Annotated in this window: 13 protein-coding genes; 6 read left to right on the top strand and 7 right to left on the bottom strand. The window is 33.8% G+C overall.

Features of this window, described 5'->3' with window-relative positions; all coding sequences use genetic code 11:
- Positions 1-92 precede the first annotated feature (92 nt).
- The 3 genes from HNP99_RS15595 to HNP99_RS15585 all read left to right on the top strand — a co-directional run bounded on the left by HNP99_RS15595 (position 93) and on the right by HNP99_RS15585 (position 3,057).
- Positions 93-761 carry a peroxiredoxin-like family protein gene (locus HNP99_RS15595; RefSeq protein WP_173854376.1) on the top strand — a complete coding sequence of 223 codons (669 nt, stop codon included), beginning with the start codon at positions 93-95 and terminating at the stop codon, positions 759-761.
- Positions 762-928: 167 nt separating this feature from the next.
- On the top strand, positions 929-2,089 hold the full coding sequence (locus HNP99_RS15590; protein ID WP_254596877.1) for an MFS transporter: 1,161 nt from the start codon (positions 929-931) through the stop codon (positions 2,087-2,089).
- Positions 2,090-2,124: 35 nt separating this feature from the next.
- Positions 2,125-3,057, top strand: a complete 933-nt coding sequence (locus HNP99_RS15585) for a peptidylprolyl isomerase (RefSeq protein ID WP_173854374.1) — start codon at positions 2,125-2,127, stop codon at positions 3,055-3,057.
- A 104-nt stretch (positions 3,058-3,161) separates the two neighbouring features.
- On the opposite strand, the gene HNP99_RS15580 is transcribed toward HNP99_RS15585, so the two are convergent.
- On the bottom strand, positions 3,162-3,719 hold the full coding sequence (locus HNP99_RS15580) for a thioredoxin family protein (RefSeq protein WP_173854373.1): 558 nt from the start codon (positions 3,717-3,719) through the stop codon (positions 3,162-3,164).
- A gap of 102 nt (positions 3,720-3,821) precedes the next feature.
- Between HNP99_RS15580 and HNP99_RS15575 the strand changes: the two genes are divergently transcribed.
- Positions 3,822-4,163 (top strand): tRNA-binding protein, encoded by a 342-nt coding sequence (locus tag HNP99_RS15575; RefSeq protein ID WP_173854403.1) that lies wholly within the window; start codon positions 3,822-3,824, stop codon positions 4,161-4,163.
- A 16-nt stretch (positions 4,164-4,179) separates the two neighbouring features.
- Here HNP99_RS15575 and HNP99_RS15570 read toward each other — a convergent pair whose 3' ends face one another.
- The 6 genes from HNP99_RS15570 to HNP99_RS15545 form a co-directional block, all read right to left on the bottom strand.
- Positions 4,180-4,719, bottom strand: a complete 540-nt coding sequence (locus HNP99_RS15570; protein WP_225738077.1) for a nuclear transport factor 2 family protein — start codon at positions 4,717-4,719, stop codon at positions 4,180-4,182.
- Between the two features lie 14 nt (positions 4,720-4,733).
- Positions 4,734-5,555, bottom strand: coding sequence for a sulfurtransferase (locus HNP99_RS15565; RefSeq protein WP_173854372.1), 822 nt, complete (start codon positions 5,553-5,555; stop codon positions 4,734-4,736).
- A gap of 7 nt (positions 5,556-5,562) precedes the next feature.
- The gene (locus HNP99_RS15560) at positions 5,563-8,082 is read right to left on the bottom strand and encodes a cation-translocating P-type ATPase (protein ID WP_173854371.1); all 2,520 of its coding nucleotides are present in this window, start codon (positions 8,080-8,082) and stop codon (positions 5,563-5,565) included.
- A gap of 203 nt (positions 8,083-8,285) precedes the next feature.
- Entirely contained in the window at positions 8,286-9,191 is a 906-nt protein-coding gene (locus HNP99_RS15555; protein ID WP_173854370.1) for a mechanosensitive ion channel family protein, read from the bottom strand.
- Between the two features lie 111 nt (positions 9,192-9,302).
- The gene (locus HNP99_RS15550) at positions 9,303-9,686 is read right to left on the bottom strand and encodes a PUR family DNA/RNA-binding protein (RefSeq protein WP_173854401.1); all 384 of its coding nucleotides are present in this window, start codon (positions 9,684-9,686) and stop codon (positions 9,303-9,305) included.
- A 71-nt stretch (positions 9,687-9,757) separates the two neighbouring features.
- Positions 9,758-11,518 carry an ABC transporter ATP-binding protein gene (locus HNP99_RS15545; RefSeq protein ID WP_173854368.1) on the bottom strand — a complete coding sequence of 587 codons (1,761 nt, stop codon included), beginning with the start codon at positions 11,516-11,518 and terminating at the stop codon, positions 9,758-9,760.
- A 202-nt stretch (positions 11,519-11,720) separates the two neighbouring features.
- Between HNP99_RS15545 and HNP99_RS15540 the strand changes: the two genes are divergently transcribed.
- Complete coding sequence (locus HNP99_RS15540) at positions 11,721-12,827, top strand: Glu/Leu/Phe/Val family dehydrogenase (RefSeq protein WP_173854367.1); 1,107 nt, start codon at positions 11,721-11,723, stop codon at positions 12,825-12,827.
- Between the two features lie 192 nt (positions 12,828-13,019).
- Entirely contained in the window at positions 13,020-13,931 is a 912-nt protein-coding gene (gene nusB, locus HNP99_RS15535; RefSeq protein WP_173854365.1) for a transcription antitermination factor NusB, read from the top strand.

Raw genomic sequence — 13,931 nt, 5'->3', positions numbered from 1 at the left:
TCGGGAAATATTGTAACATTTTCGAGAAAAAGTGATAAACAATTAGAGCAAATGTTAGAGTACATTTGTACAATCAATAAACAAATATAAAAATGAGCACAGAAAACAATACAATCGGTTTACAAGCCACTTTAGATAATGCTAAAAATGCTTGGGAAGAGAAAGCACCAGAACAAATTAAAGAAATATATGCAGCTGGAATAGCTGATGTAACACGCCAGAACGTAGTTGCTAACGCTAAGAAAAATGAGGATATCGCTCCTGATTTTAGCCTTACAAATGCCACTGGTAAAGAGGTGAAATTAAGTGATTATCTAAAAAAAGGACCTGTAGTTTTGACATGGTACCGCGGTGGGTGGTGTCCTTATTGCAACATGACTTTGCATTATTTACAAGAGCAATTACCAAATATTCAATTAAAAGGGGCTAATTTATTGGCATTAACACCTGAATTACCAGATAAATCAATGTCTACTGCTGAGAAACATCATTTACAGTTTGAAGTTTTGAGTGATGTGGGAAATAAAGTAGCTAAGCAGTACGGAATCGTCTTTAAATTGACTGATGAGGTAGCTGCGTCTTATCAAAAAGGATTTGATTTACATGGATATAACGGTGATGAGTCTGATGAATTACCATTAGCAGCGACTTATGTAATCGATCAAAGTGGTAAAATTGTGTATACATTTTTAGACGCTGAATATAGAAATAGAGCCGAAGCGCACGACATACTTAAAGCTCTTGATGGCTTAAAAAAATAATTAAAGCAAGTCTTTATTCAATACCCTCAAAAGTGAAAATCTTTTGAGGGTATTTTTAATTTAGAGATTAGTGTATTTGTATAAAATTTAGCTTTTTTTTAAAAGTTTAATTTATAAACCCAACGTATTTTTGCGCGATGAATTTATCAAAAAAAAATGTCCTGTTTATGGCTGCTGCCACGGGACTTATAGTGGCTAATTTATATTATTGCCAACCCTTAATTGTTTTAATCGCAGACGAGTTTAATATACCGCATGCCGATGCTGGTACTATAACCTATCTTACGCAAGCAGGATATGCAATTGGTTTGTTTTTTATGGTTCCGTTAGGAGATAAGTTAGAGCGCAAAACACAAATATTATACACCACTTTTGCTTCTGTAATTGCTTTGATTATTGCAGCTACTGCACAAAGTTATCTAATCTTAGAAATCGCTTCCCTTTTAATCGGAATCACCTCTATTGTTCCGCAACTTATTTTGCCTCTGGCAGCGTCATTAAGTGCGCCCGAAGAAAGGGGTAAAGTCGTAGGAACCATCATGAGTGGTTTATTAGTGGGGATATTGTTATCAAGAACCTTAAGTGGTTTTATTGGTGAAGTTCTAGGATGGCGCGCAATGTTTTGGATTGCTTCTGGATTGTGTTTGCTTTTGTTTTTTATAATCAAAAAACAATTTCCGTATAACAAACCTGTTTTCAATGGCTCGTATGGCCAACTTATCGGTTCGCTTTTTACTATAATCAAAGAACAACCTTTACTGCGTGAAGCTACTTTAATTAATGTATTCAGTTTTGCACAATTTGGTGCTTTCTGGACAACCATGGTTTTGTTACTTTCGGCAGAACCGTTTCATTTTAATAGTGCAACAATTGGATTATTTGGTATTGTAGGTGCTTCAGGAGCTTTGGCAGCGCCTTTGGTTGGAAAGCTTGGTGATAAAGGAAGTTCAAGAGTGGCGGTGGGCTATGGTTGTTTATTAATTGCGTTAAGTTTTATCGTTTTCTATTTCTCGGGAGCAAGTGTTGTTGGGATTGTTATAGGTATTGTGTTGATAGATATCGGCTTGCAAGGGGTACATATTTCAAATCAAACCCGTGTGTATTCTATATTGCCTGAAGCTAGAAATCGTATGAATACCGTATTCATGTCTTTTAGCTTTTTAGGAACAGCTGCAGGATCAGCATTTGGATTGTTTTTATGGCAGTTTGGAGGTTGGCATGCGGTGGCTTTAGGTGGTTTGCTATTATCTGCATTAGCTTTTTCGGTGTATGCTTTTACGTTTAAATCAAAACGGAAAGTGATAGAAAATAGTAATGATAAAAATTAATTTGTAAATTTGTAATTCAATAAAAAAATAAAAAGATGGAAAACGGAATATACGCTAAATTCAACACAGCAAAAGGAGCTGTTTTAGTAAAGTTAGAGCATGAATTAACGCCAGGAACAGTAGGGAATTTTGTTGCTCTTGCTGAAGGGAATATGGAAAATAAAGTAAAGCCTCAAGGAACTAAATACTATGATGGTTTGAATTTTCATAGAGTTATTCCTGATTTCATGGTTCAAGGTGGATGTCCACAAGGAACTGGAACTGGAGATGCAGGTTATAAATTTGATGATGAATTTCACCCAAGTTTAAAGCATGACAAACCAGGTATTTTAGCAATGGCTAATGCAGGTCCTGGAACTAATGGATCTCAATTTTACATTACGCACGTTCCTACTTCTTGGTTAGACGGTAAACATACTGTTTTTGGTCATGTTGTAGAAGGACAAGATGTTGTTGATGCAATTGCACAAGGGGATTCATTAGATACTTTAGAAATTGTTAGAGTAGGTGAGGAAGCTGAAAAATGGAATGCTATTGAAGCTTTTAGATCATTTGAAGGAAACCGTAAAAAACGTATTGCAGATCAAAGAGCTGGCGCAGATGCTGCGATGGAAAAATTAGCTGCTGGTTTTGAAAAAACAGATAGTGGATTGCGTTACCAATTCATCCAAAGAGGTGAAGGGAAACAAGCCGTTGCTGGAAAAACAGTTGCCGTTCATTACGAAGGATCTTTAGAAAACGGAAAAGTTTTTGATTCTTCTTACCCAAGAAAAAAGCCAATTGAATTCAAATTAGGTCAAGGTCAAGTTATCGAAGGATGGGATGAAGGTATTGCTTTATTAAAAGTAGGAGACAAAGCACGTTTTGTAATTCCTTCTGAATTAGGATACGGATCTCGTGGTGCTGGAGGAGCAATTCCACCAAACGCTACTTTGATTTTTGACGTTGAATTAATGGACGTTAAATAATTTTTAATATCAGTGATCGGATTTTTATTGATCAGTATATATAATTAACAATCCCATCTTGTTTTAAACGAGATGGGATTTTTAATTATACCTAATCTTAAGTATTATTTCCACTTTATTCCACACCCAATACTTGGTTTCTGATCCGGATTAATGGAACGATTATAGAGTACACCATCTATTGCTCCTCGTAAATCATTTCCGCTAAGCGGAATCCCATTTCCAGGACGACTATCGTCTAACTGGCCGCGATAAATGAGTTTGTCTTGATTGTTAAATAAAAAGAAATCTGGTGTACAAGTAGCGTCATATGCTTTGGCGACAGCCTGACTTTCATCATATAAATAAGGGAATTCAAAATTATTTTCGAAAGCGAATTCGGTCATCAATTCAGGAGAGTCTTGCGGGTAATTCACCACGTCATTACTTGATATTGCAATAATACCAAGGCCTTGAACTCTATAATCATTAGCAATCATTACAACTTCTTCTATTACATGATGTACAAACGGACAGTGGTTGCAGATGAATAAGACCAAAGTCCCTTTTTCTCCTTTTAAGTCTGCAAAAGAAAACCATTGAGATGCTGATTTTTGATCTTTTAAATAAAAATCGGGAGCTTTAGTGCCTAAAGGCAACATATTTGAAGCGGTTCTTGCCATTGCAAATTTTATTTATTGTTTGAACTTTAAAGTTAGTAAAAAAGGATTGCTTTTAGCTTAAAATGGTTATTTTAGTTGGTAATTTATTTAGCAAAAGGAATGATGGAAAATAACCTGAGTTGGCAAGAATTCGAGAAAACTGAAATGCGTGTAGGAACTATTCTAGAAATTAATGATTTTCCCGAAGCGAGAAAACCAGCTTACCAACTGACTATTGATTTTGGAGCAACAATCGGAATTAGAAAAACATCAGCTCAAATTACAAAAAGGTATTCAAAGGATGATTTACTAGATCGACAAATCGTGGCTGTTGTAAATTTTCCTAAAAAGCAAATAGGAAAATTCATGAGTGAATGCTTACTTTTAGGAGCTGTAAGAGCGAAAGGTGATGTGATATTATTAGCACCCGATTTTAAAATTGAAAATGGATTGCGAATTGGTTAAATTCACTTTTACTTCATCAATGTAGGCTGATTACTTTTGTGATTTTCCATTCGTTATTTTTAAATTGCCACATCATTATAAACTTACTTTCTTTTGAAGCTGTCCCAGCTGGCTCTTGATTGTTATGAAATTTATGCAAACCTATTTCAATGGCACCAAAATCTTTTATGGGATAAACTTCCACGCTTCCTTTTACTAATTCCCGACTTACTTTTCCGCAAATGTATTTTTTAGTTGCATCTAATATGTCTTTTTTTGAAGTCATTAATCCGCCTTTATCGTGATAAAATTCAATATTGTCAGCGTATATTACTGCTTGTTTGTCTAGATTACAGTTGTTATATGCGGTAAAGAAAACGCTATCCATTGCTATTATAGTACGGTATAATTCGGGGTCGTCAGGAGTATAAGAATGATTTTGCTGATGCGTACTGTCTTTATTAGTTGCGCAAGACGAAATCATAATCACCACTAGTATATACAAGTAATATTTAGTGTATTTCAAAGTTTTAGGATTGTTGATGTTATTCTTACTATTTGAATTAAATGGCAACATATAGGATGATTTTATTACTCTATTGGTAAACTTTCGATTTGTCCCCATTCAGTCCACGAACCGTCGTAAATAGCTTTAGAATTGGTGCTTCCAATTATTTCATAAGCAAGATAATCAATACAAGCTGTAACGCCAGAACCACAGCTAAATAGTATAGGTTTCTCTTGATTAGGTAGCACGGTAGCTAATTTTTCTTTCGATAAAAAAAGACCGTTTTCTAGTAAATCAGTGTACGGGATGTTTATTGCTCCTGGAATATGACCGCTGCGCAATCCGGCTCTTGGTTCTTCGGTTTCTCCGTAAAAACGATCACTAGAACGTGCATCGATTAATATTGCTTCTTTTGAGTCAATATTATTTAGTATTTGCTCTTTACTTTTCACCATTTTTGAGTTGAAATTGGATTCGAAATCACCACTTTCATAATCGTTTTTTACTGATTTTTCTACCGGAAGATTTTCTTTCGCCCAAGCGGGAAGTCCGCCATTAAGTACCCAGACGTTTTTATGACCCATAATTTGAAAAAGCCACCACGCTCTAGGACTAGAATAAATGCCAAGGCTGTCATAAATTATAATTTTGCTAGTAGAATTAATTCCCAGTTTTTGCGCTGCTTTTGCGAAAGCGTCGGGACTTGGTATTGTATTAGGAAGCGGATTTGTGGTATCGCTAAAATCATTTTTTATATCAAAAAATCGGGCGCCTTTAATTTGTATGCCTTGAAATTCAGGAACAACCTTTGTTTGATTTATTTGTTGGCTCGCATCAAGTATAATCACCTCTTTATCATGATGATTTTCTTTAAGCCATTGTATTGATACAATAGTATTTTTCATTATTTTTTTAGTTTAAAGATTTTTTTTTACTACGTTTATTCCATTTCCAGATTTCAATCCATAGTACTGCTACTGCGCTAACTCCTCCACATATTAACAATTGTGTAAAAGCCAACGGTTCTACTTCAAAAAAACGTGCAATAGGAGTGATATAAATAATCATAGCAAGCATTATTAATGTAATAGTATTTACGAAAACCATCATGTTGTTTTTATTTTTTAACGAAGTAAAAACTGAATAATAAAAGGAACGGTTAACAAGAGATAAGATAACATTAGAAAAAACTAAGGTAGTGAATACCATTGTTCGGGTAAGATTCTCTGAACCTCCATTTTGGACAGTCAACTGGTACACAAATAAAATCCCGATTGTGATGATAATTCCTTGAACGATACTAATAGCCATTTCTTTTAAAGATAAAAAAGTACTGCCCAAATGGCGGGGCATTTGCAACATGCTGTTCTTTTCAGCAGGTTCATTTTCGTATACAATAGAACACATTGGACCCATTACTATTTCTAAGAAAATAACATGTACAGGTGTAAAAATATCTGGATAAATCCAACCTAAAAATAACGGTAGGGAAACGGTTAAAATTATCGGTATATGTATGGAAACGATGTATTGAACGGCTTTTTTAAGATTGGTATAAATACGACGTCCTGCAGCAACAGCTACAATCATTTTTGATAGGTCGTCATCAACTAAAATTAAATCGGCTGCAGTTTTAGCAATCTCAGTTCCTTTTTTACCCATTGCAATTCCTATGTGTGAAGCTTTTAATGCTGGTCCATCATTTACACCATCACCAATCATGGCTACAATTTGGTTGTCGTTTTTTAATGCATTAACCACTGCTAATTTAGCATCTGGAAACATTCTAGTCATTAAGGTACTGTCGTGAATAGCTGCTAATCTTTCATTTTCATCTAGCGCCATAATTGCTTCGCCTTCCATAATGCGGTCAGTATTTTTAATTCCTGCCATTTGGGCAATTGCTTTCGTGGTAGCGCTGTTGTCGCCAGTGATTACTTTAACATCAATTCCAGCTTCGTAGAATTGTTTGATGACTTCTTTAATATTGCCTTTTGGAGGATCGTAGAAAGCTACTAAGCCTAAAAATTGAAATGGCAACTCTTGTTGATTATCCGGGAATTCCTGTTTAGAATAAGAAGATTGTGCAACACCAAGCACTCGGTAACCTTTTGCCGCTAAGGCATCAATTGTTTTATAAATAGTGTTTTTTTGATCTTTGTTGAGTTTAGAGACTTTTATAATCGTTTCAGCACCACCTTTGGCAGCAGCTATACGTTTGCCTTCTTGGTTCTGAAAAATATGTGTCATCATGGGTGGTTTTCCTTCTAACGGATATTCATGAAACATTGTAAACTCTCTACGGATATCATTACTAGTAATTTTTTGATACTCCTCGTGCAATGTAATTTCCATAGGATCAAAAGGCACAGGTTCACTCGCCCACATTGCGGTGGTAATGACGGCTTGTGCTTCTGGATTGCTCCAACTTTCTTTTTCATACAATTCTCCAGTACTAAAAGCATAAACTGATTGTAAACTCATCTTGTTCTCAGTGAGTGTTCCTGTTTTGTCAGTACAAATAACAGTGGCGCTTCCTAACGTTTCTACGGTTCTTATTTTTTTTACAATTACTCCTTCTTTCATTAATCGCCAAGAACCTAATGCCATAAATGTGGTGAAGGCAACGGGTATTTCTTCGGGAAGAATAGACATAGCCAAGGTTAATCCTTTTAGTAAACTTTGTAATAAGTCTTTAGTTTTCCAAAAATAAACACCCCAAACTAATAAGAAAATTACGATGCCAATAACGGCCATTCCTTTTACAAATTTCTCTATTTGTACTTGCAGCGGTGTGGCTTGTTCTTTTATGCTTAATATAGCAGTGCCCAGTTTTCCTATTTCAGTAGCAATCCCAATTTGTTTTACTTTATAAACAGCTAATCCAGAAGCAACTAATGTACCACTGAAGACCTCTTTTTTTTCGGACTTCTCCGATTTGAAAACAGCGTAAGCTTCGCCGGTAAGTGATGATTCATTTACTGAGAAGTCATTGCTATGGATGATTTCTCCATCAGCATTTATGGTGTTGCCTTCTTCGGCAATTACAATATCGTTTACTACAATTTCTCGTGTTGGGATTTGGATAACTACGGCATTTCTTAAAACAGTACTAAGCGGTTCATTGAGTTTTTCTAAGGCGTCTAGTGCTTTTCTGCTGCGATTGTCTTGAAAAAAGGAGATTCCAGAAACAGCAACTATTGCAGCAAGCATAAAGTAGGCTTCACTATTTTCGCCTAACACAAAATAGATTATTGCAACGGCAATCAATAATAAAAGCATGGGTTCTTTGAACATTTCTAAGAGCGCTAGCCACCATTTATATTCTGTTTTATGAGATTGTTCGTTACTTCCAAATTCCTTTCTTGATGCAAGAACTTCACTGTTAGTAAGGCCAATGATGTTTTCTGGAATATTTATTTCTTTAGACATAAGTATGAAATGAAATAATACTTAAAAGTAAGTTGCCCTAATAGCAAGAGATTTAGTTTGTAAGTATTTATTATTGGTGTGTTAGTGTTTTTGTATACTAACTTCAAACGGAATAATTAGTATATTATTCTTCTATAAATGTATAAAAAAAGCCTGAAAATCAGTAGATTTTCAGGCTCATTATATTGTGTTTTAAGCAATAATTAATTGTTTGGCGCTTCTTTTTCAGTTTCTACTGCTTTTTCTCTAACATGATGCAGTGTCATTTGTGGAAACGGAATTTCTATTCCTTCTTTATCAAAGGCTACTTTAAGGCGTTTACGCAATTCACCTGCAACTTCCCATTGTTTACTAGGTAAAGTTTCTCCCAGAATTTTTAACATTATAGCAGAGTCGGCAAAATCATTAACTCTTAAAAATTGCGGTGCTGCTATGATTGCATTTTTCCAAAGAGGATCATTTGCTAAAGCTGTTCCTACGCTATTGATTACAGTAATTACATGTTCTAAATTTGAACTGTATCCTACACCCATGTCAATATTAATACGTGAAAAATCTTTAGAAAGATTGGAAACTTTTTTAATTTCCCCATGAGGAATATGGTGCACGGTTCCGTCAAGGTCGCGTAAGGTTGTTTTTCTTAAACTAATTTCGATTACTTCACCACCGGCATTGTCAAAACTTACAATATCTCCTATGCGGTATTGGTTTTCGAGAATAATAAATAATCCGCTAATGATATCTCTGATGAGGTATTGACCACCAAAACCAAATGCTAAACCTACAATTCCTGCTGCGGCTAATATTGGGGCGATTTCGACACCAAATTCCTGCAAAACCATTAATCCTGTAATTAATAGGATCGAAATTTTAGAAGTAGTAGAAAAAATTTGAATTAAGGTATCTTCCCTTTTTGCTTCTGCTTCTGCCGATGAGTTTTTGTCAGGACGTACAGCAATTCTAACCGCTTTTTCAATAAAACTTGTAATTACTTTATTTAAGATTAATGCGGCAATAATTATAAAAATTATTTTAACTCCACTAGTTAAAAGCCATGGTATTATTAATTCTCCGTACTTTTCTATATTTTTTTCAAAAAGGTCTTTCATGTAATTTAATGTTATAATTAGGAAATAATTTATAATCAAAAAGTCCAAAAAACCATGCAGCTTTTGGACTTTTTAATTTAATAAGTAATAGGAATTGAATTTGTAATATAATTAAATATCGTCAAAGTCGATATCTGTAAAACTTGAAATGCTTGGTACTGCTTCTTCTAGGATTACTTTTTCAGTAACGTATTCTTTTTTAAAATCTTTTTGATGTCTTTCAGAAATTACTTCTTCTCCTTTGTGGTTCAAAACATAAGTTGTCATGTCATTTAAGATTTCTGCAAAAGCGGCAAAATCTTCTTTGTATAAGTAGATTTTATGTTTCTTAAAGTGAAATGATCCATCCTCTTCAGTAAATTTTTTACTTTCAGTAATTGTAATGTAATAATCATCTGCTTTTGTTGCTCTTACATCAAAGAAATAGGTTCTTCTTCCAGCTCGTAAAACCTTAGAAAAAATTTCTTCTTTTTCTAACATGTCATTTTCTCTCATAATCCGTTCTATCAATTAATGGTTGTTAAGTAGTAATCAAAAATCTTAAAAAATTATGGTTTACACAACAATTAAAGCATTTCTTTTTCTGAAAGTTGTTTTAGATATAAGGAAGCGTAATAGCCTTCTTGATTTATCAATTGATTATGAGTTCCTTGTTGAATTATTTTACCATCTTCAAGGATAATTATTTTACTAGCATTTTTAGCCGATGAGACACGATGACTTACAATTATTGTTGTTTTGTCTTTGCAAATTTCAAAAAGATTGTTCAAAATCGTCTCTTCAGTCTCTGTATCGACTGCGGATAGGCAATCGTCAAAAAGTAAAATAGGCGGACTCTTAATAATGGCACGTGCTATAGAAACGCGTTGTTTTTGTCCTCCTGAAAGTGTAATTCCTCTTTCTCCAAGTACCGTATCATATTGTTTGGTGAAGCCCATGATGTTGTCGTGAACCACAGCACTTTTGGCAGCAGCCATAACTTCGTCGTCCGTCGCATTTTCTTTACCAAACTTAATATTGTTTTTGATTGAATCAGAAAAAAGAAAAGCGTCTTGTGGTACAATACCAATGCTGTTTCTTAAATCAAATAAATTCAGTGATTCAATACTTTTATTGTCGATTTTTATCACACCACTATTAACGTCATACAAACGAGAAATTAAAGAAAGAATGGTTGATTTACCAGAGCCTGTTTTACCTAAAATAGCTAAAGTTTCGCCTTTGTTTACTGTGAACGAAATGTCTTTTAAAGCATTTATCTTCGTGTCATCATAAGTAAAGTTTACGTTTTCAAAAGCAATGGATCCTTCAATGATAGATTTGTCAGGATTGTTGTTTTGAATTTGTGGTTCGATTTTTAAGAATTCATTCAAACGTTTCTGAGAAGCTTCGGCCTCTTGAACCATTGATGATACCCATCCTAATGAGGCAACTGGCCAAGTTAACATATTAACGTAAAGAATAAATTCGGCTATTGTTCCTATGCTTTTAATTGTACCATCAATGTACATTAATCCACCAAAATAAATAACCACCAAGTTACTGATGCCAATTAGTGCTAACATTAAAGGACCAAAAAGCGACTGTACTCTTGCTAGGTTTAAACTTTTGCTTTTACTTTCATTGGCTAAGTTGACCATGTTGTTTTGATGCTGGTTCTCTAAAGAATAGGCTTTAATTACACGTAGTCCAGAGAAAATTTCTTGTGAAAAACTAGAGACTTTAGATAAATACTGCTGAAAAATGGTACTGCGCTTATTGATTTCGGTACTTAGTTTAAATATTCCGTAAGATAATAACGGTAGTGGTAGCAAAGTGTAAGCGGTTAATCGTGGAGATACATTGTACATGTAAACAATGACAATCGTAAAACGAATAATGGTATTGATTGAGTACATAACTGCGGGACCAACATACATTCTCACTTTTGAGACATCTTCACTAATACGGTTCATTAAATCTCCCGTACGGTTTTGTTTGTAAAAACTTTGACTCAGGTTTTCATATTGTCTAAAAACCTCATTTTTTAAATCAAATTCTATGTGACGTGACATTACAATTAATGTTTGTCTCATTAGGAAAGTTAAAAAACCAGCGATAATAGTGGTTGCGATAATTAATAAGACATTAGAGGTAAGCTCTTCTCTAATCACTTGCGTTGAAATTGTTTTGTCCTTAGAGAAACTCTCAATAACCTTAAATGATTGACTTATCAATTTAGGTGTAAAGAGCATGAATATTTGTGCGATTATTGTGAACAAAATACCAAGCGAAAAACTGTACTTGTATTTTATAAAATATTTGTTTAAATAACTTAATTCTTTCATTTTTTTGTGATATTCGGTATTATGATTCTTTACTTTTTAAGTAAAATGTTATTAAATTATAAATTATTAAAAGATAATATAGCCTAGTATTTTATAGAAAAGACAATTTTTCATAAAAAAAATGAAAGATATGCATATTTTGTGTAATTTTGATTTGTCTTTTTGACAAATTCACAATTATATCACTATAAAATTAAACTATATGGATGCAACTTTCACAACAGGAAAGGAACTTCAAAAAATGGATCCCGTTTTTGGACAACTATCATTTGATGATCACGAACAAATTGTATTTTGCAATGACAAAGATACGGGTTTAAAAGCAATTATTGGTATTCATAATTCGGTTATGGGACCTGCTTTAGGAGGAACACGTATGTTTGATTATGCTAATGAATGGGAAGCGTTAAATGACGTTTTACGTTTGTCTCGCGGAATGACTTATAAAGCAGCTATTACAGGTTTAGACATTGGTGGAGGTAAAGCCGTTATTATGGGTGATGCTAAGACTAAGAAAACTCCTGAGTTGATGCGTAAATTTGGAGAATTTGTTCACGGATTAAGTGGGCGTTACATTACTGCAGAAGATGTAGGAATGGAAACTAAGGACATGGACATTGTAAGAGATGTTACTCCTTATGTAACTGGAATATCTGAAGAAAGAGGTGGGGCAGGAAATCCATCACCTGTAACGGCTTTTGGAGTTTACATGGGGATGAAAGCGGCTGCAAAACATAAATTTGGAACCGACTCTCTTGCAGGTAAAAAAGTATTGGTACAAGGAATTGGTCACGTAGGAGAAACTTTAGTAGAATACTTAACTAAAGAAGGTGCTATTGTAACTATTGCTGATATTAACGAAGAAAAATTATATGAGGTAGGAAATAAATACAATGCGACTATTTATACAGGAGCTGATTTATATACTGCTGATGTTGATATTTACGCACCATGTGCTATGGGAGCAACTATTAATGATGCTACTGTAAATAAAATTAAAGCAAAAGTTATTGCTGGAGCGGCAAATAATCAATTAGCAAATGAAGATGTTCACGGAGCTATTTTACAAGAAAGAGGTATTTTATACGCACCTGATTTCTTGATTAATGCTGGTGGAATTATCAATGTTTACGCTGAGCTAGCACATTATGGTAAAGCAGAAATCATGAGTAAAACTGAGAATATCTACAATACTACTTTGGAGATTTTTGATTATGCTGTAGCAAAAGGGATCACGACACATCATGCAGCGCTTACTATTGCACAAAATCGAATTGATCAAAGAAAACTAGAAAACAGTAAAAAATAGTTATCAGATTTAAATATATTTCCGTGTTGTTTTTTTAGATAGTTCTTGATTATCTAAAAAGACAACACGGAATACTTTTTAAAATAAGCAATTATATATTTTATTATAAAAAAGGAAATACTTATTTTTGCAAACTAATTTAATTAAAGTTCTTACAAGGTGGTAAATAGAAGACACATACGCGTTAAAGTTATGCAATCGATTTATGCGATGCATCAAAACGGTTCAGATAACTTAGAGAAAGAAGAAAAATTTCTTTTTTATAGTATCGATAATATTCAAGATTTATACCTTACAATGGTTTCTTCCTTAATGGAAATCTGTAAAAAAGAGGCTGAGTTTTTACACAAATCAAGTTTAAAACATCTTGCTACGCCTCAAGAACGTAAACCCAACGAGAAATTTATCAAAAACAGCATTTTTCAAATCCTTGCTGAAAATAATTCTTTGAGCATTGCTTTAGAGAATCGTAAAATTGATGCTTGGAGACTTCATGAAGACTACATTTCATTGCTGTTAAATGCAATAAAAGCGAGTCCGTTTTACATTACTTATATGAGTAATGCCGAAACTACTTTTGAAGAAGACAGACAACTTATTGTTGATTTATTTGGAGAAGTTATTGTTCCAAATGAAAAGTTATACGAATTCTTAGAAGACGATCAATTAACTTGGATTGATGACATTCCATTGGTAAACACGCAAATTCTAAAGCAATTGAAAGCGATGAAACCTATTATGGATGATAATTTTACTGTGCCTAAAGTGTACAAGGATGCTGAAGATAAAGCATTTGTAAAAGATTTATTCAGAAAAACAGTTTTAAACGAATCTGAGTTAGCTAAGGAATTTGTAGATAAAACACCAAACTGGGATAGTGATCGTATTGCAGAGGTAGATACTATTATTTTAAAAATGGCAATTTGTGAATTTTTGAAATTCCCATCTATTCCAGTAAAAGTTACTTTAAATGAATATTTAGAGCTTGCTAAAGAGTATTCTACTCCTAAAAGTAGTATTTTTATCAACGGAATTCTAGATAATTTAGTTAAAGAATTAGAATCGAATAAAAAAATGCTTAAAACCGGTCGCGGTTTAATGTAA

This window comes from Flavobacterium gelidicaeli (assembly GCF_013294005.1).
Taxonomy (GTDB): domain Bacteria; phylum Bacteroidota; class Bacteroidia; order Flavobacteriales; family Flavobacteriaceae; genus Flavobacterium.
Note: the sequence above shows the minus strand (reverse complement) of the source record. Positions and strands in the feature narration are given on the sequence as shown.

Excerpts from the sequence above, each read along its gene's own strand:
- HNP99_RS15595 (WP_173854376.1), top strand. The coding sequence starts at position 93 with ATGAGCACAGAAAACAATACAATCGGTTTACAAGCCACTTTAGATAAT.
- HNP99_RS15580 (WP_173854373.1), bottom strand. The coding sequence starts at position 3,719 with ATGGCAAGAACCGCTTCAAATATGTTGCCTTTAGGCACTAAAGCTCCC.
- HNP99_RS15565 (WP_173854372.1), bottom strand. The coding sequence starts at position 5,555 with ATGAAAAATACTATTGTATCAATACAATGGCTTAAAGAAAATCATCAT.
- HNP99_RS15570 (WP_225738077.1), bottom strand. The coding sequence starts at position 4,719 with ATGTTGCCATTTAATTCAAATAGTAAGAATAACATCAACAATCCTAAA.
- nusB (WP_173854365.1), top strand. The coding sequence starts at position 13,020 with ATGCAATCGATTTATGCGATGCATCAAAACGGTTCAGATAACTTAGAG.
- HNP99_RS15585 (WP_173854374.1), top strand. The coding sequence starts at position 2,125 with ATGGAAAACGGAATATACGCTAAATTCAACACAGCAAAAGGAGCTGTT.
- HNP99_RS15575 (WP_173854403.1), top strand. The coding sequence starts at position 3,822 with ATGGAAAATAACCTGAGTTGGCAAGAATTCGAGAAAACTGAAATGCGT.
- HNP99_RS15555 (WP_173854370.1), bottom strand. The coding sequence starts at position 9,191 with ATGAAAGACCTTTTTGAAAAAAATATAGAAAAGTACGGAGAATTAATA.
- HNP99_RS15550 (WP_173854401.1), bottom strand. The coding sequence starts at position 9,686 with ATGAGAGAAAATGACATGTTAGAAAAAGAAGAAATTTTTTCTAAGGTT.
- HNP99_RS15545 (WP_173854368.1), bottom strand. The coding sequence starts at position 11,518 with ATGAAAGAATTAAGTTATTTAAACAAATATTTTATAAAATACAAGTAC.
- HNP99_RS15540 (WP_173854367.1), top strand. The coding sequence starts at position 11,721 with ATGGATGCAACTTTCACAACAGGAAAGGAACTTCAAAAAATGGATCCC.
- HNP99_RS15560 (WP_173854371.1), bottom strand. The coding sequence starts at position 8,082 with ATGTCTAAAGAAATAAATATTCCAGAAAACATCATTGGCCTTACTAAC.
- HNP99_RS15590 (WP_254596877.1), top strand. The coding sequence starts at position 929 with ATGGCTGCTGCCACGGGACTTATAGTGGCTAATTTATATTATTGCCAA.